The sequence below is a fragment of the Shouchella sp. JSM 1781072 genome, from assembly GCF_041949915.1.
GTDB lineage: Bacteria > Bacillota > Bacilli > Bacillales > Bacillaceae_D > Shouchella.
Genome location: NZ_JBHFQE010000001.1, coordinates 1,337,888 through 1,357,949, shown reverse-complemented (window position 1 = coordinate 1,357,949; position 20,062 = coordinate 1,337,888). Strand labels below are relative to the sequence as shown.

Sequence of the window (20,062 nt, the reverse complement as noted above, 5' to 3'; positions counted from 1 at the left end):
TACGTCGTTCCATCGTTTAGATGGAGCGTTTTTTTGGTTTTCTTGGTGGTGGGATGGAGAGAAAATGGTGAAAAGAAAAAAATTAACGTTGGTGGATATTTTAGTTACGGTCATGATTGCAACCGTATTTGCTGTAGTGTATCGCTTATGGAGTCCTATTAGTGATTTAGTTGGCGTCTTTGGATTACAGCTTGAACAACTTATTTATGGAATGTGGTTTATTGCAGGAACGCTTGCCGCATTGATTATTCGAAAACCGTTCATTGCACTTATTGCGGAAACGGCAGCGGCATCAGGAGAATTCATTGCAGGATCTCCCTACGGAGGTATTTTACTTATTTACGGGATTGCTCAAGGGATTGGAATGGAGTGCGCGTTCGCTTTATTTAGATATAAAGTATTTACAATTTGGACCGCGATGTTAGGTGGAGTTTTTGCAAGCTTTGCTTCTCTCGGTTTAGATTTTCTATATGCAAATATCGGCCAGCTTTCTGCGTGGGTCTTAACGCTACGAATTGTTTTTCGGACAGTGGGAGCGATCTTAATTACAGGCGTATTGGCAGCGAAACTTGTGCAAGCTTTGCAAAAAACAGGTGTGCTGAGTGACATTCAACCAAACGAACATAACGGAAAACCATATTCATGAGTCAATCATACAGCATTCAGTTTCGTAACTTAACAGTTCAAAGCAGCAGTACAAGTCGTACAATTTTAGAGCGTGTATCGTTGGCAGTAAAACCGGGGGAGAACGTGTTAATTCTAGGTCCAAGCGGAGCAGGGAAATCCACGCTAATGCAAGTAATTGCAGGTTTGAGTGATTCTTTAAACGGATTAAATATTGAGGTGGACAATCTAAAACTTCCATCATGTAGTTACGTCTTTCAAGATCCTGATTCGCAGTTTTGTATGCCTTATATGGATGAGGAGCTTGGATTTATGCTGGAAAATCAGTCTGTGCCAACATCAGAGATGCGTCCTATTATCAAACGCATATTGCGCAAAGTTGGTTTACCAGATCAACAACCACATACAGCTATTCAAACGCTCTCAATGGGGATGAAGCAGCGGTTAGCCCTTGCATCTGCTATGATTCAAAATGAAGAATGCATGATTTTAGACGAACCTTCTGCTTTATTAGATCCACATGGAGCAGAGAAGCTTTGGGAAGAAATTGCTAAGCAAACAAAAGGTAAAACGGTCATCGCTGTTGAACATCGACTGACGGAAGCCTTGCCTCACATGGATAGAATCTTATTACTAAATCAAAATGGACAACTTATAGCAGATACGAAGCCATCATCTTTTTTTCAGCACTATCGAAACGAAATTAAGGCAACAGGAATTTGGTATCCGAGTGCTTGGCGTGAGTATACTCAACAGAATCCCTTATTGACGTCCTTACCGAACAAAGAAAAAACGATGCTGACCCTGACAAACTGGACGCTACTTCGGAAAAAGAAAAGCTTGGTTGCCATTAAACAAGCGAAGGTTTATCAAAAAGATTGGATTTGTATAACAGGTGTGAATGGTGCAGGGAAGTCATCATTTCTCTACGGTTTAATGAATTTACTGACACATATTGGGCAATATGACATAAACGGTCACGCTGTTGCAAACAAAGAAGACGTGACGGATCGAATGAATTTTGTCTTTCAAAACCCTGAATATCAATTTGTCACAACTTCGGTTGAGCAAGAGCTTGTTTATTCGGCAACAACCGATGCGCAAGAAGAGGCAGTGGCATCCATACTTTACCAATTCGGTCTCGCAGAACACCGTCAAATGCATCCTTATCGATTGTCGGTTGGGCAAAAAAGACGGCTAAGTGTAGCGACAGCTTTTGTAAATCAAAAAGCGTTTCTTTTGTTAGATGAACCGACATTTGGACAAGATGCTAGCCAAACCTTTGCTGTCCTTAATGAAATGGAACGCTTTCGCCAAGCGGGAGGAACCATTCTTATGGTTACCCATGATGAAACGTTAGTCGAGCATTTTGCTACGCAACAGTGGGTCATTGAAAAAGGTCAGCTCGTTTGCAGGGAGAGGAGGCAAGAACGTGGCTTACTCGGTTAATGGAACATTTCTAATGAAAATGAATCCTACTGTCAAACTTTTATGCTTACTCGCCATCTTTGGGCTCATTGTATTTATTCATAATCCAAATGTTCTTTTGTTCATGCTTGCAAGTTTTCTTATTCTGACGGTGTTCTGTTCGGGCCACCCTAAAGGATATGTTAGTCTGTACATCGCCTCATTTTTATTCTTATTTGTCTCAGCGTCCACGACAATGATTTTTTTCGGTCAAGGGGAGACAACGTGGTTCCAATGGGGACTTGTTCATATTACAGAAGAAAGTTTTTATACAGGTATCCATCTTGGCTTACGGGCAACATTATTTGCGACTCTTGGCTTATTGTTTCTTTTAACGACAAAGCCTGTTCATTTATTTTATTCATTAATGCAACAGTTACATATGCCTCCAGCTTATGCGTATGCTTTTTTAGCAGCTGTACGAATGCTGCCAATTATGGTAGAAGACTATCAAACGTTACGTTATGCATATCGTATTCGAGGGCAGGGTAGAAATCAAAAAGGAAACCGACTTTATCGGGCGTTTTCATTTTATGTCATTCCTCTTTTAACACAAGCGATTCGGCGCGCACAACGTTTAGCGATTGCAATGGAGGTGAAACAGTTTCAAGAGCATGGACAGAAAAGAACGTATTTTTATACAATGCGTTGTCGACGACTTGATGGACAATTTGTGTTTCTATTAGTAGGATTAATAGTGATCGCTTATTCATTAGGACATTTGTTTCCGGTCTTTCCAACATCGGATATTCGCTTGAGTTAGAAGGAAAGAGGTGAACCATGGAAAGTAAAAGAATGGACCAATCGTTTTATGAACAACCGACGTTGGCACTAGCAAAAGCACTTGTTGGTAAGTTGTTAGTTCATACGTTGAACGGGAATAAACTGGTTGCCCGTATTACGGAAACCGAGGCATATTTAGGCGTGTTGGATCGGGCTTGTCATAGCTACGGGAGAAAGCGGACGAAACGGACTGAAATCTTATATGGTGAGGCGGGTCACGTGTACACGTATACGATGCATACCCATTGCTTGCTTAATATTGTTTCGGAAGGTATTGATCAACCAGAAGCGGTTTTAATCCGCGGTGTTGAACCGATATATGGGGTTGAGGCGATGGAAGAATTGCGCGGGAAATTTGCAGGAGATAAACAGTTTTCGAATGGACCAGGTAAATTGACAAAAGCGATGGGAATCCCGATGGCCGCATATGGTCAAAGTTTGCTGACTGGTCCTCTTTATATTGCAGATGATGGACAATCGACTTCGACAGTGATCGCAACGAAGCGAGTTGGCATTGACAATACAGGTCAAGCAAAGCACTTTCCATTTCGATTTATTCAAGCAACATAATAAGTAGGCACAGGTGAGCTAGAGCGACACCTGTGCCTGTTAACGTTTGAGGATGAAAATCGCTTTTTGTTAAATGGTTGTCCGAAGCTCCCACAGCTCTGGGAAAAAATAATCATCTAATACAGATTTTAAGTAGTGAACCCCAGCTGAGCCACCAGTTCCGGATTTCATTCCAATAATTCGTTCAACGGTTTTAAGGTGACGAAACCGCCATTGCTGGTGCCAGTCTTCTAAATCAACAAGTTTTTCTGCTAGTTGGTAAAGGTTCCAATAACGGTTGGAATCTTGATAAACCGTCTGCCACGCTTCTCTTACAGTTGTAGTCGAGCGATGGCTTTTTGTTACATCTCGTTGTAAAACGCTTTCATCTGTAAACAATCCAGCACGTGCAAGCGCGTGAATGGCCTCATCATATAAGGTCGGTTTATGATAGTCGGCTTCGATTTCAGCTAATAGTGAAGGGTCTTTCTCATAAATTTTTAAAATATGTGCTGATTTTTTTCCTAAAAGAAATTCTAGTTGCCGATGCTGGTATGATTGAAAACCAGACGCTTGACCTAATGAATCACGGAATTCTACATATTCACTAGGTGTTAACGTCGCTAGCACATCCCAAGCTTGTATAATCTGAGCTTGGGTTTTCGATACGCGAGCGAGCTGCTTAAAAGCAGGTTGAAACTGATCATGTTGCAAAGAAACAATCGCACCACGAATCTCGTGAAGCATTAATTTCATCCAAAGCTCACTGACTTGGTGAATAATAATAAATAACATTTCATCGTGGTGGTCAGATAATCGCTTTTGACTAGTTAAAAGAGGTTCCAGTTGTAAGTAGTCGCTATACGTCATTTTATCTTTAAAATTTGTATAAACCGATTCATCTTGTTTTGACATTATGAGTAAACCTCCAATGGTTTGATGACTGCGCGAACGGGACTGCCGTCTCCACCCTTAACTCGAAGGGGTAAGGCAATAAATTCATATAAACCAGGTTGAACATGATCAAGCAAAACGTTTTCAATGATGAAAATACCGGCTCGATCAAGGCTATGGTGACCATTTAATTCTTTGCTCGTCATTGGATCGACGCTTGGCACGTCCACGGCTAACAACTTAACACCGACCTCATGTAAGTAGCGCGCACCATCTTCTGTTACATAGGGGTAAACGTCCGGAAATGTTGAATGATTTGTCTTGTTTTTTGTTTTAATTAACAAACGTTCAACCCCAGTTAGTTGATAGTTTTCGAGTAAGGATCGATTAATCGTTTCAGTACCGATTGCTGAAATCACGGTTGCTTGTCCAATAAATCGATCCAAGGGCAACTCATCAATTTTTGCGCCGTCTTCTCGATAATGAAACGGAGCATCAGCGTGTGTGCCTGTGTGAGTACTTGTTGTTAGTTCACCGATATTAACGGAGCCTGTCTCAGACATCGGAGCTGATAACTTATAGGAGAAGGGGGTATCTCCAGGCCAATGGGCAATGCTGTTATGCAACGGCATAGTGATGTCAATCCAGCTCATTACGCAATCACTCCTCGTTTGTTTTCATATTGAAGATAGGTTTTATTTTTCATACAATCTGCCAAAACTTGTACGCATTGGTGCACGTCAGTAAATGAATTGTATAAGGCAACAGGTGCAATGCGAATGCCGTTTGGACTTCGAAAATCGGGAATCACGCCATGATCCTTAAGCGCTTTGCAAATACGTGCTGCTTCCGGATGTTCTAATAAAAGGTGGCCGCCGCGCTGTTCATCTTCGTAAGGTGTACAAACCTTAAATGCTTGAGTCTCTGGTAAATGTTCAATAAGGTCACGCAAATAAGTTGTTAGCTGTAATGATTTTTTTCGTACAGCATCCATTCCGACATCTGCGAATAAGTCTAATGATCCAATTAACGGAGCCATTGACAACAAGTGAGGCGTCCCTAATTGATACGCACCAGCATGTGAACTTTTTGAAAATGTGGAACTCATGTCGAATTGCTTTTGTTTATCTGAGCCAAACCAACCTCTTAAACCAGGTAATCGCTCGTGATGCTTACTATGAACAAATAACCCGCCGACACTTCCAGGGCCGCCATTTAAATGTTTGTAAGTGCACCAGAAAGCAAAATCCACATTCCAATCGTGAAGTTGATGCGGGACAGACCCGATCGAGTGACATAGGTCAAAGCCAACGAGAATGCCTTTTTCATGAGCAGCTTTTGTTAGTTTTTCGATATTTAGTAACTGGCCACTTCGGTAAAGAACACTCGATAAAATGACGACAGCAACGTCATCTGTTAACGCAGCTAAAATATCCTCTTCATCTAAGCGATGGCCATTTTTACTTTCAATAAGGCGCAAGCCATTTTCATGAGAAATAGCGTGAAGGTCCAAGTGAGACTGAATAGCATATAGGTCCGTTGGGAAGCTTAATTCTTCACTAAGTATCGCAAAACGTTTTGATGAAGGTTGATAGAAAGTAGCAAGCAATTGGTGCAAATTTGTCGTTGTTGAACCTGTAACAATGACTTCATCAGCTGACGCACCAACTAATGGCGCCATCTTCTCGCTTAATGTCTCTGACAATGTAAACCATGGATACGTGCCGTCTGTCCAGCCGTCAATGCCATGTATCTTCCAATCTTCTACCATTTGCAAAACGGCTTGTTCAGCTGGTTTACTTAACAAGCCAAGTGAATTCCCGTCTAAATAGATAACATCTTTATGTAAATAAAAAGCGGAACGGAGGGATGCTATCGGATCATTCTCGTCTAGTTGAGACGCATAGCTTACAGATGTGTCCAACAAATCACTTCCTAACTTCAAATTTGTCATTCTTCTTAAAAGTATCAAAATCCTTTTGAATTGAACAGGGGTTAGTGAAGAAAAGATTAGTAATTAGGTCGCATTATAGCAAATAAAAACGCGCCAACGGAAGAGATCCGTATGACGCGTTTTTCGTTGTGAATAGCGTGAGTGTTTAAGCGAGTACAGGTTGTACGTGAAGCTGACCATCTTCCATTGTCACATCAATATGAGCAATCGCGTCATGGTCGATTAGAAGTTCTGTAATATCATCTTCAATCGTGTCTTGAATCACACGGCGAAGTGGACGAGCGCCAAAGGTAGGGTGATAGCCTTTTTTCGCTAATTCACGTTTCGCTTCTTCACTGACTTGAATGGTCATATTTAAGTCAGTCAGACGTCCGCGTAGATCATCAAGCATCACATCAACAATCTCAATTAAGTTGTCTTCTGTCAGCTGATTAAATTCAATTAACGCATCGAATCGGTTTAAAAACTCAGGCTTAAAATAGTCATTTAAGCTTTCAAGTATGCCAATCGTCTTGCTTTGTTCTGCGCTAAATCCAAGAGAACGAGAGGTTGTGCCAACACCAGCGTTTGAAGTCATAATAACCATCGTATCTTTGAAGGAAACGACGCGACCTTGACTATCGGTTAAGCGACCATCCTCCATAATTTGAAGGAACATATGCTGCACGTCTGGATGAGCTTTTTCAATTTCGTCCATTAGAATGATGCTGTAAGGATTGCGACGCACTTGCTCAGTTAATTGACCGCCTTCCTCATGTCCAACATATCCTGGTGGTGAACCAATTAATTTCGAAACAGCGTGTTTCTCCATAAATTCACTCATATCTAGACGAATCATGTTTTCTTTATTGCCATACACTTCTTCAGCAAGCTGCTTCGTTAATTCCGTTTTCCCAACGCCAGTAGGACCAACAAAGAGGAAACTAATTGGGCGATTACCTTGCTTCAACCCAGCTCGACTACGTTTAACCGCTTTGGCTGTTTTGGAAACCGCATCTTCTTGTCCAATTACTTTGCTTGCGAGACGACTATTTAAATCACGCATTTTTTGCTGTTCGTCTTTTTGCAGCTTTTGGACGGGAATGCCGGTTTGTTTTTCAATGAGTGCCTGAATGTCTTCAATTGTGACCCGAATAGGTGAGAAGCTTGATTCCGTTTCTTTTAATTTTTCACGTAATGTGTTTTCTTCATCTCGCAATTTCGCTGCTTCTTCATATTGTTCGTTTTTAGTAGCTGAATGTTTACGAGACTGAATATCTTGTAATCGTTTTTCAATTGATGTTTTATCTTCATGTTCAATGGTTAACGATAAGCGTGAACCAACTTCATCAAGAAGGTCAATCGCTTTATCAGGAAGAAATCGATCTTGGATATAGCGGTTCGAAAGAGTAACCGTTGCACGTAACACATCGTCTGTATAGTGCACACCATGGTACCCTTCGTATACGGCTTTTAAGCCTTTTAAGATTTCATACGCTTGTTCTTCTGTCGGTTCTTTTACTGTGACCGGTTGGAAACGACGTTCGAGCGCTGCATCTTTTTCAATTTTACGGTATTCACTTAGTGTGGTTGCACCGATTAACTGCATGTTGCCTCGAGCTAAAGCAGGCTTAAGGATATTGCTTGCATCCATGTTGCCTTCACCAGATGCACCTGCGCCAACAAGCATATGCAGTTCATCAATAAAGAGAAGAACGTCTTCACGTTGCGACACTTCATCAATTAGTTGCTGCATCCGCTCTTCAAACTGTCCTCGGTAGCTAGTACCTGCTACGAGTGAAGCGAAATCAAGAGAGTAGATCTGTTTTCCTAACAGTTTTGATGGTGCGTTTCCTTGTGCAATGCGTAAAGCTAAGCCTTCCGCGATCGCTGTTTTCCCGACACCAGCTTCACCAATAAGAACAGGGTTGTTTTTGGTACGACGACTAAGCACCTGAATGACTCGTTCTACTTCTTGGTCTCTTCCGATAACAGGGTCAATATCGCCGTTCTGCGCATCGTGAGATAGGTTATGACCAAATTGATTTAAAAAGCGATCTTCATCATGATCCTGTTCTTTTGTTTGTGTATAGTGTGGCTGATCATCTTGCTGGCCACCCATAAAGGATCCGAATAATGATTGTGATGGGGCAGCTTTACCGTTTGTTTGTCTGAGCTCTTGAAAACAAGATTCACATAACATCACGTGTTTTTTATGCTGATTGACAACAACGTTTAACGATACTGCTGCATCATTTGTTTGACAGTGTTGACATTTCATCGTAAGTACCCCCAATAAATTTATTTTAATTTTGACTTTGACTATATTTGACCAATAAAGAATTAGGAAACAGCTAAACATCATTTGTATAGCTGTTGTATTTCATTACAGTATAGCTGATCAAGTTTGCTTTTTCAACAAATCGTGACTTTTAAGGTCAAAGTTGATCAGTAACTATACTGTACCATTCGACAAAGTGATTGTCAACAATTGATCAGAAATAGTCAGAGAACCAAGGCTGATTATCTGGAATTAACTGCTCTAAATAACGAATGGTGTCTTCGTTTGCGTCAATCCGCCCAATTTCTTTTAAATCTTTTGCACGCTTGTAGTTTAATAAAAGCGTAACAAGCGTTTGAATATCCATCGTTGCGTCAACATGAGTGTTGTTCTTATTGCGTTCCACTTTTTGACCATTTTCAAACGTAATCGTAAAAATATCTTGATTCCACTCTAGCATCGGGTCGTAAATATGCAGCGTAAGCGGATGAGTTGTTTGAGGATTAAAAGGAAATGCACGGAGAAATTCTTCTACGTCGACAATTCGTGCCATATAGTAAGGTGAGATCTTTTCTTCAATTTCACCATCTTCGAGAAAGAAAGAGAGTGGTTCGTTTTCGAAAATCTTTCCTTTTACATAATAAACCATTGAAAAGTGTGCGCCAATGAAGTTCCATAATCCTCGACGCGCTTCCTCGTTATTGAAAATCATTTCTTTTACATAAAACGTCTCATTCTCCACTTTATAATACATATAGCCAGTTGGCTTTTCTTGTTCGTCGTAATAAACGCAGGCGATAAGATCGTCCCGTTCCCATTTAAAATGCTCATCCCAGGCAAGTTCATTTCGAATCATAGCGCCGTTTTCTTTTTTTGAAAAACAGTCGTATGCACTGCGAATGTCTTTATCATCAAACGCGACCCGTTCAATTCTGCCAGGTACGTCATAAGGTTTCGGGATTTGAGTATCACGAACGGTATAGGTGATGACATCTGAAATAATTTCCCAGCCTTTTTTTCGATAGTAGGGAATAGAGTAAGGGAAAAGGTAAGAAATCGTCTGACCTCTTTCTTTCATCATCGTTAAACTTTGTTTCATTAGATCATTCATAAGGCCAAGACCGGCGTATTCTGGATAGGTTCCCACTCCTGTAACGCCACCCATTTTGTAGGCACGCCCATGTATATTAACGGAAAAGGGGTACACGACCATTTGCGAAATTAATTTGTTTTTAGAAAACCATCCAAGGATGGAACTTTGTTCAAAAATTGGTTTTTTCCATCGTGCCATTTGCGATTCGCCGATTTGAGAAACATCTTGGTTTGTTACTTGGAAAACATAATTAAGTAAATCCAAAGAATCTTGCGAGTGCTCCTTTGTAACAAATCGTAGTTCTAAGTCATCTTTTCGCTTCTGACTCATTTGTTTTCAACCTCTTTCATTATAAATGACTGATTATCATTCATTTTAGTAAATCATTTAGTAACAGTCAAATCGTTTAATTTGAAACGATCCTTTTTAGTGGATAAACTATATGTAGCACGAAAGGTGGAATCTACATGACACAACAAGTAAACGTATCAGCATTGAATTTAGCACCTGTACGAGAAGGGAAAAGCGTAAGAGAAGCGTTACAGCATACAATTCGAAGTGCACAAGCTGCTGAATCCTATGGCTATCATCGCTTCTGGGTAGCGGAGCATCACAATATGCATGGTGTTGCGAGCTCAGCGACAGCGGTTCTTATTGGACAAATCGCACAAGCAACAAAGACCATCCGAGTAGGTTCAGGAGGAATTATGCTTCCTAATCACGCTCCGTTAATTATAGCCGAACAGTTTGGTACACTGGCTGCCTTGCACCCAAATCGAATTGATTTAGGATTAGGAAGAGCGCCTGGAACTGATCAATTAACTGCACAAGCGTTAAGACGAAATGGACAATCTGCTCATGATTTTCCGAGTTTAGTGGAAGAGTTGCGTCATTACTTTACCCCTTTATCGGCAAATCCACACGTACGAGCGATTCCTGGTGAAGGAGAAGATGTACCAGTCTGGTTGTTAGGCTCGAGTGGCTATAGCGCGCAAATGGCAGGGGAATTAGGTTTACCGTTTGCTTTTGCTGGTCATTTCTCACCAAAACAAATTGTCCCAGCGTTAAATCTTTATTATGACACCTTTAAACCGTCCTCGGTTTTAAGCGAACCGTACAGTATGATTGCGGTAAATGGAATTGCTGCTGAAAGTGAAGGGGAAGCCCATCGGCTCGCCACATCACTCTACCAACAATTTCTTTCCATGATTCGAAATCGACCTGGAAAACTCCAGCCAGCTGTGGAGAATATGGATACAATCTGGTCCCCTCATGAGGAGCAACTAGTGATGGAACAATTAAGTGGTTCTTTTATTGGCGATGGAAAAACCGTTGCGCAACAGTTAAAAGAATTTGCTTCTACATTGCGTGTCAATGAAGTGATGATACAAACGACAGTTTACGATGAAGACAAGCAAATTGATTCTTACAAACAGATCATGGACGCATGGCAATAAAGCGTACACCCTTTTAAACACTAGCCTTTTACGCTAGTGTTTTTTTATTTCCCAATAAAAACCATCTCTTTTTTTCGCTTATGCGACATATTCATACAGGAAAAGGAAAAGGGGGCTGTTCGCATGCTGTTACTTTACCAAATTCTTGTGTGGCTGAGCGTAAGTGGACTAGCATTTTATGTATTTGCTTCTTGGAAATGGGAAGATGCGACAAAGAGAAAACTTCCTTTTATCAGAAAAATTTGGTATGCCTTATTTACAGCAGGGGCTGCACTTTCATGGACACTTTATCCAACAAGCCTCTTTGAAAACTGGCACTACTATCTAATCGTTGCGTGTTTATTTGTTATTATTGACGCATTTGTATTTTTAAGTGCTTACGTACAACGATTTGGCTCAAACCTTTTTACAATTGATACTGGACAGCTTATTGAAACCAATCAGGAAGTATTGCAGCTCCAGGAAAAACGTCTTAAAGCTTTTTTCCGACTTTTAAAAAGTGACACAATTAACGTCTATTATGGTGGGCATGATGCATATATTACAGGTGTGCGAGAAATTCTTTTGAAATTTGCAGAGAAAACCGATATTGAAGCGAACTTGTTCCCCTTCATGACGAAGGCGGAAAAAGACCATCTTCTTTTTCATTTTTCAAACAAGACAGTCGTAAATGCAACGCTTGAAAGACAGGACGTTTATTATGGTGAGAAGGATCGCTTAATTTTTATTCCAGTTATTTTACAAGGCGAGCATCATGTTATAAAGCTTTCATCAGAAGAACGAATTATCGAGTATGATGCGCTGTTATTTGCTTCTCTAGTGGCGATTTATGATTTGCTTTCTTTTAATGAAGAGGATGAGAACAAGGCTCACCAACTCATGTAAAGAAGAATATTCTAGACTATACAAACTTGTTTAAGTGGGTGATACCGTGAAAAAAACAGCAAAAAAGTCAACAGAGAGCATTTTACCAGCGTTTTTCTCGTCTCCTTTCACAATGAATTTGCAAAAAAAGAACAAAGAAGCGATTCAATTATTCAATAAGTGGAAAAAAGAAGGAAAAGAAGATCGGCGTTCTGTATGATTCGGTGATTGTAAGGGGATATTAGTTGCTAAATTCGACTAATTTCGATAGGGTATATACTAAGATCTGTTAGAAAGAAGGTCCAGTTGGATGAAACTTAGTATCCTCGATCAAGTACCGCGATCGTCTGAGTCAACAAATGAGATTGCGTTAAAAGAAACGGCTGACTTAGCAGTGGCTGCTGAAAATCTGGGCTATCACCGCTATTGGGTTGCGGAACATCATGATTTAGATGCGCTTTTATCGCCTTCGCCAGAAATTTTGCTTGCTTATATAGGAGCCAAAACCCATTCAATTCGTTTGGGGGCAGGGGCGATTTTGCTTCCTCATTATAAACCGTATAAAGTGGCTGAAACATTTAATATGCTGGCAAATTTATTCCCAGGAAGAATGGACTTAGGATTAGGTCGATCCCCAGGTGGTTCAGCAGAAGCTTCAGAAGCATTGTCAACGAACTTTATTGAGCAAATTAATCAAATGGATGCAAAAGTTGAAGAATTAATGCATTTTATTCGTCGTGATTTTCCGGAATCACATCGTTTTTCTTCTCTTAATGCAGCGCCAATTCCATTTGAAAAACCTCAAGTCTTTATGCTAGGAACATCAGAAAAAAGTGCTGCTCTCGCTAGCAAGCATCGGCTTCACTATGTCTACGGTCACTTTATGAAAGAAGAAGATAGTGAGACCGTGTTACATGCTTATCGAAGCCAGTCTAATAATGGACAAGCCTTTGCTTGTGTCTCTGTACTATGTGCAGATACACAAGAAGAAGCGGAACGTCTCCATCGTTCTGTTCGAGTGTGGCAAGTTCTTCAGTCCATGAATCAACCAATGGGTTGGATTCCAACTAAGAGCGAAGCAGAGTATGTATTAAATCAAATGGATGCAGACACCCGTCGAAAAATTGAAGAAGGTGACACAAGCACGATTGTTGGCGATAAACAATACGTGAAGAAGCGGCTTGATCATCTCGCTAAGACGTTAGAAGTAGATGAATTCATGGTATTAACACATGCGCCAGAATTACGCGACCGTCTCCATTCCTATCGTTTGCTGTCAGAAATTTATCCTCAACTCGTTTCGTTGTAAACATTTGTCTAGTCGGCAAATGTTTTTTTGTGTTCTTTTATAATTTCATTCACCATATTTGTTGTGAAAACTAGGCACATCCCCTAAGAAAATACATACGATACTGTATTAAGAATGAATGAGGTGAGAAGATGGATGTCCATGTTCATGTTCACGAACTCATTGGCAAGACACCAATCGTTGAAATTCGTTCCTTTCCAGTTCCTGAAGGTGTACGGTTATTTGCAAAACTTGAAAGCTATAACCCAGGTGGCAGTATCAAAGATCGTTTAGGTCAACAATTGCTAAAAGAAGCGTTAAAAAACAAGCGCATCACTTCTTCAGGAACCATAATCGAGCCTACAGCAGGGAATACAGGAATCGCCCTCGCGCTTGCCGCAATCGGCACGAACATTAAAGTCATTGCTGTTGTACCAGAAAGCTTTAGTATTGAGAAACAACAGCTCATTCGCGGTTTAGGCGCAACAGTAGTAAATACTGCAACTGAAAAAGGCATGAAAGGTGCGATTGAAAAAGCAAAGGAATTAGCTGCTTCATTGGAAGATGCTTATTGTCCGTTGCAATTTCAAAACCCAGAAAACCCTTTAACTTATTATAAAACCCTTGGACCAGAGATTTATAAACAAATGGATGGTCAAATTGATGTTTTCATAGCAGGAACAGGGTCTTGTGGAACGTTTCAAGGCACAGCAGCTTTTTTAAAAGAACAAAATCAAGCGATTCAAACGGTTGTTGTTCAACCTGAAGGGTCAATTCTTGATGGTGGAACGATAGGTCCACATCGAACAGAAGGAATTGGAATGGAGTTTATTCCATCATACGTTATTCCTTCTTTGTTTGATCGCATTCATACGATAACAGATTTAGAAGCCTTTTCTTACGTACGTGCGTTAGCGAAGCAAGAAGGCATCTTAGTAGGAAGCTCATCTGGTGCAGTGTTTAAAGCTGGATTAAATGAAGCACATCGGTCAAATCGACCAACAAATATTGTGATGATTTTTGCAGACGGATCTGATCGCTACTTAAGTAAGGGGATTTATGAGGAGGATGAGAATTGAGACAAAAAACGAAGCTGATTCATGGTGGAAAAGGAATTGATCATGCAACAGGCGCGGTAAATCAACCCATTCAACTCTCAAGCACATTTAAGCAAGACCAGATCGGGTTATTTAAATATGAATATGGTCGTACAGGAAACCCTACCCGAGAGGCTGTAGAAAAACTACTTGCTGATATCGAGGAAGGCGAATACGGTTTTGCGTTTGCGTCAGGTATGGCCGCGATCACTGCTGTTATGAAGCTACTTTCTCCTGGAGATCACATTATTATTACGGATGATGTGTATGGAGGAACGTATCGTTTTTTTACTAGATTTTTAGAAAAAGAGAAAATATCCATTTCGTTTGTGGATACAAGTGATATTTTAGCAGTAGAAGAAGCGATCTTACCAAAAACGAAGGCTCTTTTCGTTGAAACGCCAACAAATCCTTTGCTTAAAGTGACAGACCTTAGTAGAATAGGTCAAGTAGCAAATGAACATCAGCTACTGTTTATCATTGATAATACATTTGCCACACCATACTTTCAAAATCCGTTGCGGTACGGTGCAGATGTTGTGATTCATAGTGCAACGAAATATTTAGGTGGTCATAGTGATGTTATAGCAGGAGCGGTCATTGTAAAAGATGATCAATTGGCTGCTCAACTAGCGTATATCCAAAACGCAACAGGAGCCATTTTAGGTCCGCATGATTCCTATTTATTAATGAGAGGAATTAAAACACTGGCAGTACGAATGGAAGAAATCGAAACAAACACGAGACAGCTCGTGAAATTTCTGCAAAGTCACCCGAATGTGAAGGATGTGTATTATCCTGGTTTACTTCACCACCCGGGTCATGCGACACACGCGCTTCAATCAAGAGGGTTTGGCGGTATCGTATCTTTTACGACGATCAGTGATGAACTCGCGCTACAGACAGTAGAGCGCACCCATTACTTTACGCTCGCAGAAAGTTTAGGTGCAGTAGAGAGTTTAATTTCGATTCCGGCAAAAATGACCCATGCTTCGATACCTAAAGAAAGACGTGAAGCACTTGGAATTAAAGATTCGCTTATACGTTTGTCTATTGGCTTGGAAGATGTAGAAGATTTAGCAGAAGACTTGGAAATTGCGTTATCGACTTAATCGACTGCTTATAAGCAGTCTTTTTTTACATAGAATGGGAGAGTAGTAGAGATGAAGTTTATATCGTGGAATGTGAATGGCATACGTGCTTGTGTGAAAAAGGGATTTTTAGATTTTTTTCAAGAAGTAGACGCCGATTTCTTTTGTCTACAAGAGATCAAAATGCAGGAAGGACAGTTGGTACTAGATTTACCTGGCTATGAGCAATATTGGAATTATGCAGAAAGAAAAGGGTATTCTGGGACAGCTATTTTTACAAAACATTCCCCGCTTCACGTCCATTATGGTTTAGGCGAGGACTTTCCAGATTTGGAAGGCCGGGTCATCACCCTTGAATACGAGCAATTTTATTTAATGACGATGTATACACCGAATGCAAAGCGGGATTTAAGTCGACTTGGATACCGAATGGAGTGGGAACAGGAAGTACGCACGTACATTCAATCGTTACAAGAATCAAAACCAGTTATCTTATGTGGAGATTTAAACGTCGCTCGAGAAGGAATTGATGTTAAAAACGACCGCGCTAATATTGGAAATGCTGGTTTTACGGATCAAGAGCGTGGCAAGTTCGAGCGTCTTATGACATCTGGTTTTATTGATTCATTTCGTTACTTCTATCCAACTGACGATGAGTCTTTTACATGGTGGTCGTATATGGCGAAGGTTCGTGAACGGAATATCGGCTGGCGGATCGACTATTTTCTAGTGGATCAAAATCTTGAATCAAGGCTAAAAGACGCGAGCATTTACGCTCACATCTATGGAAGTGATCATTGTCCGGTAGGGATGGAATTAACAACAGGAAGCAAGTGTTAGCTTCCTGAAGGTCTGTGCTGCTGGACAATAAAAGCCAAATCTTCGTTCCCAAATAAACTAAGCAGGTTAATGACCGTTTCCGTGGCAATGGGACTGGAATCCGCTTTCGGTACTGTTAAGGCTAGTGCTTGAGCTAACTCACTATTGTTTCCTTGTTGGGGATACGCCTCTTGATATAATTGAACAGGGTCTAAGTCGTTGTTCATACACCACTGGGAGAAGACAAGAATCATCATTTGTTCGTCTTGTTGATAGCTTTTAATAATATGGTTGGTTGGATCATTCTGTTCGTTCATCGCAATGAGCCTCCGATCGTACGTAAATTGTTTCAAGCTACATTATAGATGTTTAAGAGAGATTAAGAAAGCAATCTACGCAGCTTTTCTTTTTTACGTTATAATATATAGTGAAAACTAAGCAGAAAGAGAGTGACGGGTTATGGGGCGTAAATGGAACAATATTAAAGAAAAAAAAGCGTCAAAAGATGCGAATACGAGTAAAATCTATGCAAAGTTTGGGCGCGAAATTTATGTAGTTGCAAAGCAAGGAGAACCAGATCCTGAAGCGAACCAAGCATTAAAAGTCGTCCTTGAACGAGCGAAAACATACAATGTGCCAAAAGCAATTATTGAAAGAGCGTTAGAAAAAGCAAAAGGTGGGGCGGACGAAAACTACGATCACTTGCGCTATGAAGGTTTTGGGCCGAATGGTTCAATGCTTATTGTTGACGCATTAACGAATAACGTAAATCGAACGGCATCCGATGTACGAGCGGCTTTTGGGAAAAATGGTGGGAATATGGGTGTCAGTGGTTCCGTATCCTATATGTTTGAACATACAGCTGTGATTGCATTTGAAGGAAAATCTGCGGATGAGACGTTGGAATTGTTAATGGAAGCCGATCTTGACGCGAGAGATATCCTTGAAGAAGATGAATTGGTCATAATCTACGCCGAGCCGGATCAACTTCAATCTGTTCAAGAAGCGTTAAAGCAAGCAGGGATTCAATCGTTTAATTTAGTCGAGACGTCGATGTTGCCGCAAACAGAAGTTCAATTAGATGAAGAAAGTGAAACGCAACTTGAGAAACTCATTGATGCGCTTGATGATTTAGAAGATGTGCAGCAAGTGTATCATAATGTTGCGTTTACTGAATAAGCTTGATTAGCTGGTCGACACCGTCGATCAGCTTTTTTTGAAACGCTCTGCTTCGATCTACGTAGATTAGGGGGATGGGAGAGGTAAAGATGCTTATTGTTTATGGAGTTATCATTGGTTTGATGAGTGTATGTATGATTGTTTCAAGTCTATTGATGTTAAAGTACGATTATTATGATTTTGTTTCAAATTTCGGCATGCGAAAACAAAATGAACAAAAACAGCTTCTTGAAAATGGATGGCCACAAAAACATGCAAAATTAATGGTTGGACTAGGAAGTGTACTTCTCGTTTTTCTCATCCCTGTTTTACTAGCGATTCAATATGCAATGACCCTTCAATGGCTTGTGTTTATAATGGTTTTATTTGGAGGAACGACTTACCTCTCGCGTTACGAAGTCAAAGAAAAAAGAAACCGCTCCTACTTTTTAAATGGAGGAATTGGATTCGTTTTAATGGTTATTTTTGTCAGTTTTACAGTAAGGGGCATGTATCCTCACGACTTTCACGTTAACGAAGATACCTTTGAAATTACTGGTGCCTACGGATCAGAATGGCCAATAGAGGAAGTTGTAGATGTACAAATAATCAAGGAACGGCCTTCCATGGTACGGATAAACGGAATTGGAACACCGACCGTTTCAAAAGGATATCACAGACAGACTAGTGATAATGAGACTGTTCTATTGTTTACAAAAGGTGATAAATCAGACTATCTATATATTGAGGTTGACGATCAAGATATTTACCTCAATGCATCTAATAATCATGTATTAGAAAAATGGTATGAAGACTTAACTAGCCAGCGTTAGCGCCGACTAGAGGTTAGCGTTTTTAATTCTTGTAAAATCGGCATGTCTTCTAGCTCCTCAGGAGAGACTTGATCCCAGAATATGCCGCTCGGTTTTAAATGAGTACTGTTCGTTTGAATCAGTTCTTTTTCAGTGGCAATATAGTCCATTGTGACGTCATAAGGGTTCATGGGTAGCTCCTCTTCGCAAAGTTGGCAGGAATGTATCGTAGTAAGAACAGGAATATCTTTTTGACCAAGCTCTTTCAAAATGGCGTACTCACGATCGGCATAACCGGCACCTTTGCCTAAGCGGCGTCCATCTCGATCTACGGTTACAGAACCCATAACCATTAAATCGATTTGCGGAAGGTCTTTTAAAGAAATAATTTTCCCATACGATTTTATGTGGGTTAAACTGGCTGCTTTCCGGTACTCATTTGAGGGAACCGACTCTGGTTTAACTTGGATAAAGCCATCTTTTAATCGAGGAGTTGGCACAAATAGTGTTTTCCCATCTGCTAGAATTGCTGCTCGCAGTGGTAACTGAGGAGAATCTGGGTTCACTTTTATTATTTTGGCTTGTTGATAAAGATCGGTTTTTCTTACAATCGCCGCAGCCGCCTCGGCACCTTTAAAGTTTGGTATGCGCCCTTTTATCGGAAACGGGAAACGAGCCACCTTTTCTTCTGTCATTGTCGCCCACGTAAGTTCTCGAATTTCTTGTTTATCCATTGAATTACAACACCTTCTTATTGTTACTCTTTTGAGAAATTGCTATCATAAATGTATACAATAACAACCTTAATAGCAAGGGGACAACCATCTATGAAAATTTATGTCATCCATGAAAATGAAGAATGGAGTGCGCCACTGTTCGAACGCTTGACTCAACTGCAATTGCCTTATGAAAACTGGAACTTATCGACTGGTGCCATCCATTTAAATGAACCGCCGCCAGAGGGTATTTTTTACAATCGTATGAGCGCATCTTCTCATACTCGTGGTCATCGATTTGCACCAGAATTAACGAGTGCCGTGCTTGCATGGCTTGAACGATATGGACGCACCGTCATCAACGATTCCCGAGCATTACGATTGGAACTAAGTAAAGTTGTTCAATACGCTGAACTAGAAAAAGAAGGTGTGAAAACCCCAAAAACCATTGCCGCTGTGGGGAAGGAGCAGCTTTATCAAGCGAGTGAAGCATTCGAAGGTGAAGCGTTTATTACGAAGCACAACCGCGCTGGGAAAGGACTAGGCGTTCAGTTGTTTCAATCTCGAGAGGCGTTACGTGCATACTTAGATAGCGATGCTTTTGAAGAACCTGTAGATGGCATCACATTGCTACAACAATATATTGAATCAGAAGAGCCGTTTATTACGCGCTGTGAATTTGTTGGTGGTCGATTTATTTATGCGGTTCGCGTCAATACTTCGGATGGATTTGAACTTTGTCCAGCAGATGCTTGCTCGATTGAAAACCTATATTGTCCAGTAGGAGAAGAGCCTACATCAAAATTTATGATTGATCCTACATTTTCTGAGCCAGTAATTGAACGCTATCAGCGAGTCCTTCAAAACAATGGAATTGGCATTGCCGGAATTGAGTGTATTAAAGATAAGAACGGCGTCCTATATACGTATGATATAAATACAAACACGAACTACAATTCAGAAGCAGAAGCCGAAGCCAATCAATTTGGGATGTTAGAAATTGCCACATTTTTAGGCGGACAATTAGAGAAATTAATGACCGTTAAGGCCGAGTGAAAAACTCGGTCTTTTTTATTTTTCTGAAAATTATTGACTTTTAAAGTAAATTTAATTACGCTATAAAGTAATAAAAGGAG

21 protein-coding genes are annotated in these 20,062 nt (G+C 40.5%); 14 read left to right on the top strand and 7 right to left on the bottom strand.

Annotated elements, in window-relative coordinates; genetic code table 11:
* Positions 1 to 64: 64 nt before the first annotated feature.
* Genes ACE1TH_RS07135 through ACE1TH_RS07120 form a run of 4 tightly spaced genes read left to right on the top strand, consistent with a single transcriptional unit; the run spans position 65 to position 3,444 of the window.
* Positions 65 to 646 (top strand): ECF transporter S component, encoded by a 582-nt coding sequence (locus ACE1TH_RS07135; protein WP_099302085.1) that lies wholly within the window; start codon positions 65 to 67, stop codon positions 644 to 646.
* Entirely contained in the window at positions 643 to 2,073 is a 1,431-nt protein-coding gene (locus ACE1TH_RS07130) for an ABC transporter ATP-binding protein (RefSeq protein WP_375078651.1), read from the top strand. Before ACE1TH_RS07135 ends, ACE1TH_RS07130 begins: the two co-directional genes overlap by 4 nt.
* Positions 2,057 to 2,854, top strand: a complete 798-nt coding sequence (locus tag ACE1TH_RS07125) for an energy-coupling factor transporter transmembrane component T family protein (RefSeq protein WP_255225149.1) — start codon at positions 2,057 to 2,059, stop codon at positions 2,852 to 2,854. Before ACE1TH_RS07130 ends, ACE1TH_RS07125 begins: the two co-directional genes overlap by 17 nt.
* Before the next feature lie 17 nt (positions 2,855 to 2,871).
* Complete coding sequence (locus ACE1TH_RS07120) at positions 2,872 to 3,444, top strand: DNA-3-methyladenine glycosylase (RefSeq protein WP_255225150.1); 573 nt, start codon at positions 2,872 to 2,874, stop codon at positions 3,442 to 3,444.
* Between the two features lie 69 nt (positions 3,445 to 3,513).
* Here ACE1TH_RS07120 and kynA read toward each other — a convergent pair whose 3' ends face one another.
* The 5 genes from kynA to ACE1TH_RS07095 all read right to left on the bottom strand — a co-directional run bounded on the left by kynA (position 3,514) and on the right by ACE1TH_RS07095 (position 9,954).
* On the bottom strand, positions 3,514 to 4,338 hold the full coding sequence (gene kynA / locus ACE1TH_RS07115; RefSeq protein WP_255225151.1) for a tryptophan 2,3-dioxygenase: 825 nt from the start codon (positions 4,336 to 4,338) through the stop codon (positions 3,514 to 3,516).
* On the bottom strand, positions 4,338 to 4,970 hold the full coding sequence (gene kynB / locus ACE1TH_RS07110; RefSeq protein WP_099300576.1) for an arylformamidase: 633 nt from the start codon (positions 4,968 to 4,970) through the stop codon (positions 4,338 to 4,340). Before kynB ends, kynA begins: the two co-directional genes overlap by 1 nt.
* The gene (gene kynU / locus ACE1TH_RS07105; RefSeq protein WP_099300577.1) at positions 4,970 to 6,271 is read right to left on the bottom strand and encodes a kynureninase; all 1,302 of its coding nucleotides are present in this window, start codon (positions 6,269 to 6,271) and stop codon (positions 4,970 to 4,972) included. Before kynU ends, kynB begins: the two co-directional genes overlap by 1 nt.
* A gap of 145 nt (positions 6,272 to 6,416) precedes the next feature.
* Positions 6,417 to 8,531, bottom strand: a complete 2,115-nt coding sequence (locus tag ACE1TH_RS07100) for an ATP-dependent Clp protease ATP-binding subunit (protein WP_099300578.1) — start codon at positions 8,529 to 8,531, stop codon at positions 6,417 to 6,419.
* A gap of 214 nt (positions 8,532 to 8,745) precedes the next feature.
* The gene (locus ACE1TH_RS07095) at positions 8,746 to 9,954 is read right to left on the bottom strand and encodes a GNAT family N-acetyltransferase (RefSeq protein ID WP_099300579.1); all 1,209 of its coding nucleotides are present in this window, start codon (positions 9,952 to 9,954) and stop codon (positions 8,746 to 8,748) included.
* Between the two features lie 137 nt (positions 9,955 to 10,091).
* Between ACE1TH_RS07095 and ACE1TH_RS07090 the strand changes: the two genes are divergently transcribed.
* The 7 genes from ACE1TH_RS07090 (at position 10,092) to ACE1TH_RS07060 (ending at position 16,261) form a co-directional block, all read left to right on the top strand.
* Positions 10,092 to 11,081 (top strand): LLM class flavin-dependent oxidoreductase, encoded by a 990-nt coding sequence (locus tag ACE1TH_RS07090; protein ID WP_375078650.1) that lies wholly within the window; start codon positions 10,092 to 10,094, stop codon positions 11,079 to 11,081.
* A gap of 123 nt (positions 11,082 to 11,204) precedes the next feature.
* A complete protein-coding gene (locus tag ACE1TH_RS07085) occupies positions 11,205 to 11,966 on the top strand; it encodes a type II toxin-antitoxin system SpoIISA family toxin (protein WP_375078649.1) in 762 nt (253 codons plus the stop codon).
* A 46-nt stretch (positions 11,967 to 12,012) separates the two neighbouring features.
* Entirely contained in the window at positions 12,013 to 12,165 is a 153-nt protein-coding gene (locus tag ACE1TH_RS07080) for a hypothetical protein (RefSeq protein WP_176554209.1), read from the top strand.
* Between the two features lie 90 nt (positions 12,166 to 12,255).
* Positions 12,256 to 13,254 carry an LLM class flavin-dependent oxidoreductase gene (locus ACE1TH_RS07075; RefSeq protein ID WP_375078648.1) on the top strand — a complete coding sequence of 333 codons (999 nt, stop codon included), beginning with the start codon at positions 12,256 to 12,258 and terminating at the stop codon, positions 13,252 to 13,254.
* Positions 13,255 to 13,385: 131 nt separating this feature from the next.
* Positions 13,386 to 14,312, top strand: coding sequence for a PLP-dependent cysteine synthase family protein (locus tag ACE1TH_RS07070; RefSeq protein WP_375078647.1), 927 nt, complete (start codon positions 13,386 to 13,388; stop codon positions 14,310 to 14,312).
* On the top strand, positions 14,309 to 15,442 hold the full coding sequence (locus ACE1TH_RS07065) for a bifunctional cystathionine gamma-lyase/homocysteine desulfhydrase (protein WP_375078646.1): 1,134 nt from the start codon (positions 14,309 to 14,311) through the stop codon (positions 15,440 to 15,442). The genes ACE1TH_RS07070 and ACE1TH_RS07065 overlap by 4 nt, the downstream gene beginning before the upstream one ends.
* Positions 15,443 to 15,493: 51 nt before the next feature.
* A complete protein-coding gene (locus ACE1TH_RS07060; protein WP_375078645.1) occupies positions 15,494 to 16,261 on the top strand; it encodes an exodeoxyribonuclease III in 768 nt (255 codons plus the stop codon).
* Here the strand turns inward: ACE1TH_RS07060 and ACE1TH_RS07055 are convergent.
* Positions 16,258 to 16,557: a hypothetical protein gene (locus ACE1TH_RS07055; protein WP_176554210.1), complete on the bottom strand. Its 300-nt coding sequence runs from the start codon at positions 16,555 to 16,557 to the stop codon at positions 16,258 to 16,260. The two genes, ACE1TH_RS07060 and ACE1TH_RS07055, sit on opposite strands and share 4 nt — an antisense overlap.
* Before the next feature lie 142 nt (positions 16,558 to 16,699).
* Between ACE1TH_RS07055 and ACE1TH_RS07050 the strand changes: the two genes are divergently transcribed.
* Together ACE1TH_RS07050 and ACE1TH_RS07045 are read left to right on the top strand one after the other, a co-directional pair.
* Positions 16,700 to 17,419 (top strand): YebC/PmpR family DNA-binding transcriptional regulator, encoded by a 720-nt coding sequence (locus ACE1TH_RS07050; protein WP_099300586.1) that lies wholly within the window; start codon positions 16,700 to 16,702, stop codon positions 17,417 to 17,419.
* A gap of 89 nt (positions 17,420 to 17,508) precedes the next feature.
* A complete protein-coding gene (locus tag ACE1TH_RS07045) occupies positions 17,509 to 18,231 on the top strand; it encodes a YwiC-like family protein (RefSeq protein ID WP_099300587.1) in 723 nt (240 codons plus the stop codon).
* On the opposite strand, the gene ACE1TH_RS07040 is transcribed toward ACE1TH_RS07045, so the two are convergent.
* Positions 18,228 to 18,944, bottom strand: a complete 717-nt coding sequence (locus ACE1TH_RS07040) for a 5-formyltetrahydrofolate cyclo-ligase (protein WP_099300588.1) — start codon at positions 18,942 to 18,944, stop codon at positions 18,228 to 18,230. The two genes, ACE1TH_RS07045 and ACE1TH_RS07040, sit on opposite strands and share 4 nt — an antisense overlap.
* A gap of 93 nt (positions 18,945 to 19,037) precedes the next feature.
* Here ACE1TH_RS07040 and ACE1TH_RS07035 point away from each other — a divergent pair, with 93 nt between their 5' ends.
* Complete coding sequence (locus ACE1TH_RS07035; protein ID WP_375078644.1) at positions 19,038 to 19,982, top strand: ATP-grasp domain-containing protein; 945 nt, start codon at positions 19,038 to 19,040, stop codon at positions 19,980 to 19,982.
* Positions 19,983 to 20,062: the final 80 nt, after the last annotated feature.

Coding starts and splice junctions, on each gene's coding strand:
- ACE1TH_RS07135 (WP_099302085.1), top strand. CDS start 65: ATGGTGAAAAGAAAAAAATTAACGTTGGTGGATATTTTAGTTACGGTC.
- ACE1TH_RS07130 (WP_375078651.1), top strand. CDS start 643: ATGAGTCAATCATACAGCATTCAGTTTCGTAACTTAACAGTTCAAAGC.
- ACE1TH_RS07120 (WP_255225150.1), top strand. CDS start 2,872: ATGGAAAGTAAAAGAATGGACCAATCGTTTTATGAACAACCGACGTTG.
- kynA (WP_255225151.1), bottom strand. CDS start 4,338: ATGTCAAAACAAGATGAATCGGTTTATACAAATTTTAAAGATAAAATG.
- kynB (WP_099300576.1), bottom strand. CDS start 4,970: ATGAGCTGGATTGACATCACTATGCCGTTGCATAACAGCATTGCCCAT.
- kynU (WP_099300577.1), bottom strand. CDS start 6,271: ATGACAAATTTGAAGTTAGGAAGTGATTTGTTGGACACATCTGTAAGC.
- ACE1TH_RS07100 (WP_099300578.1), bottom strand. CDS start 8,531: ATGAAATGTCAACACTGTCAAACAAATGATGCAGCAGTATCGTTAAAC.
- ACE1TH_RS07095 (WP_099300579.1), bottom strand. CDS start 9,954: ATGAGTCAGAAGCGAAAAGATGACTTAGAACTACGATTTGTTACAAAG.
- ACE1TH_RS07090 (WP_375078650.1), top strand. CDS start 10,092: ATGACACAACAAGTAAACGTATCAGCATTGAATTTAGCACCTGTACGA.
- ACE1TH_RS07085 (WP_375078649.1), top strand. CDS start 11,205: ATGCTGTTACTTTACCAAATTCTTGTGTGGCTGAGCGTAAGTGGACTA.
- ACE1TH_RS07075 (WP_375078648.1), top strand. CDS start 12,256: ATGAAACTTAGTATCCTCGATCAAGTACCGCGATCGTCTGAGTCAACA.
- ACE1TH_RS07070 (WP_375078647.1), top strand. CDS start 13,386: ATGGATGTCCATGTTCATGTTCACGAACTCATTGGCAAGACACCAATC.
- ACE1TH_RS07060 (WP_375078645.1), top strand. CDS start 15,494: ATGAAGTTTATATCGTGGAATGTGAATGGCATACGTGCTTGTGTGAAA.
- ACE1TH_RS07055 (WP_176554210.1), bottom strand. CDS start 16,557: ATGAACGAACAGAATGATCCAACCAACCATATTATTAAAAGCTATCAA.
- ACE1TH_RS07050 (WP_099300586.1), top strand. CDS start 16,700: ATGGGGCGTAAATGGAACAATATTAAAGAAAAAAAAGCGTCAAAAGAT.
- ACE1TH_RS07045 (WP_099300587.1), top strand. CDS start 17,509: ATGCTTATTGTTTATGGAGTTATCATTGGTTTGATGAGTGTATGTATG.
- ACE1TH_RS07040 (WP_099300588.1), bottom strand. CDS start 18,944: ATGGATAAACAAGAAATTCGAGAACTTACGTGGGCGACAATGACAGAA.
- ACE1TH_RS07035 (WP_375078644.1), top strand. CDS start 19,038: ATGAAAATTTATGTCATCCATGAAAATGAAGAATGGAGTGCGCCACTG.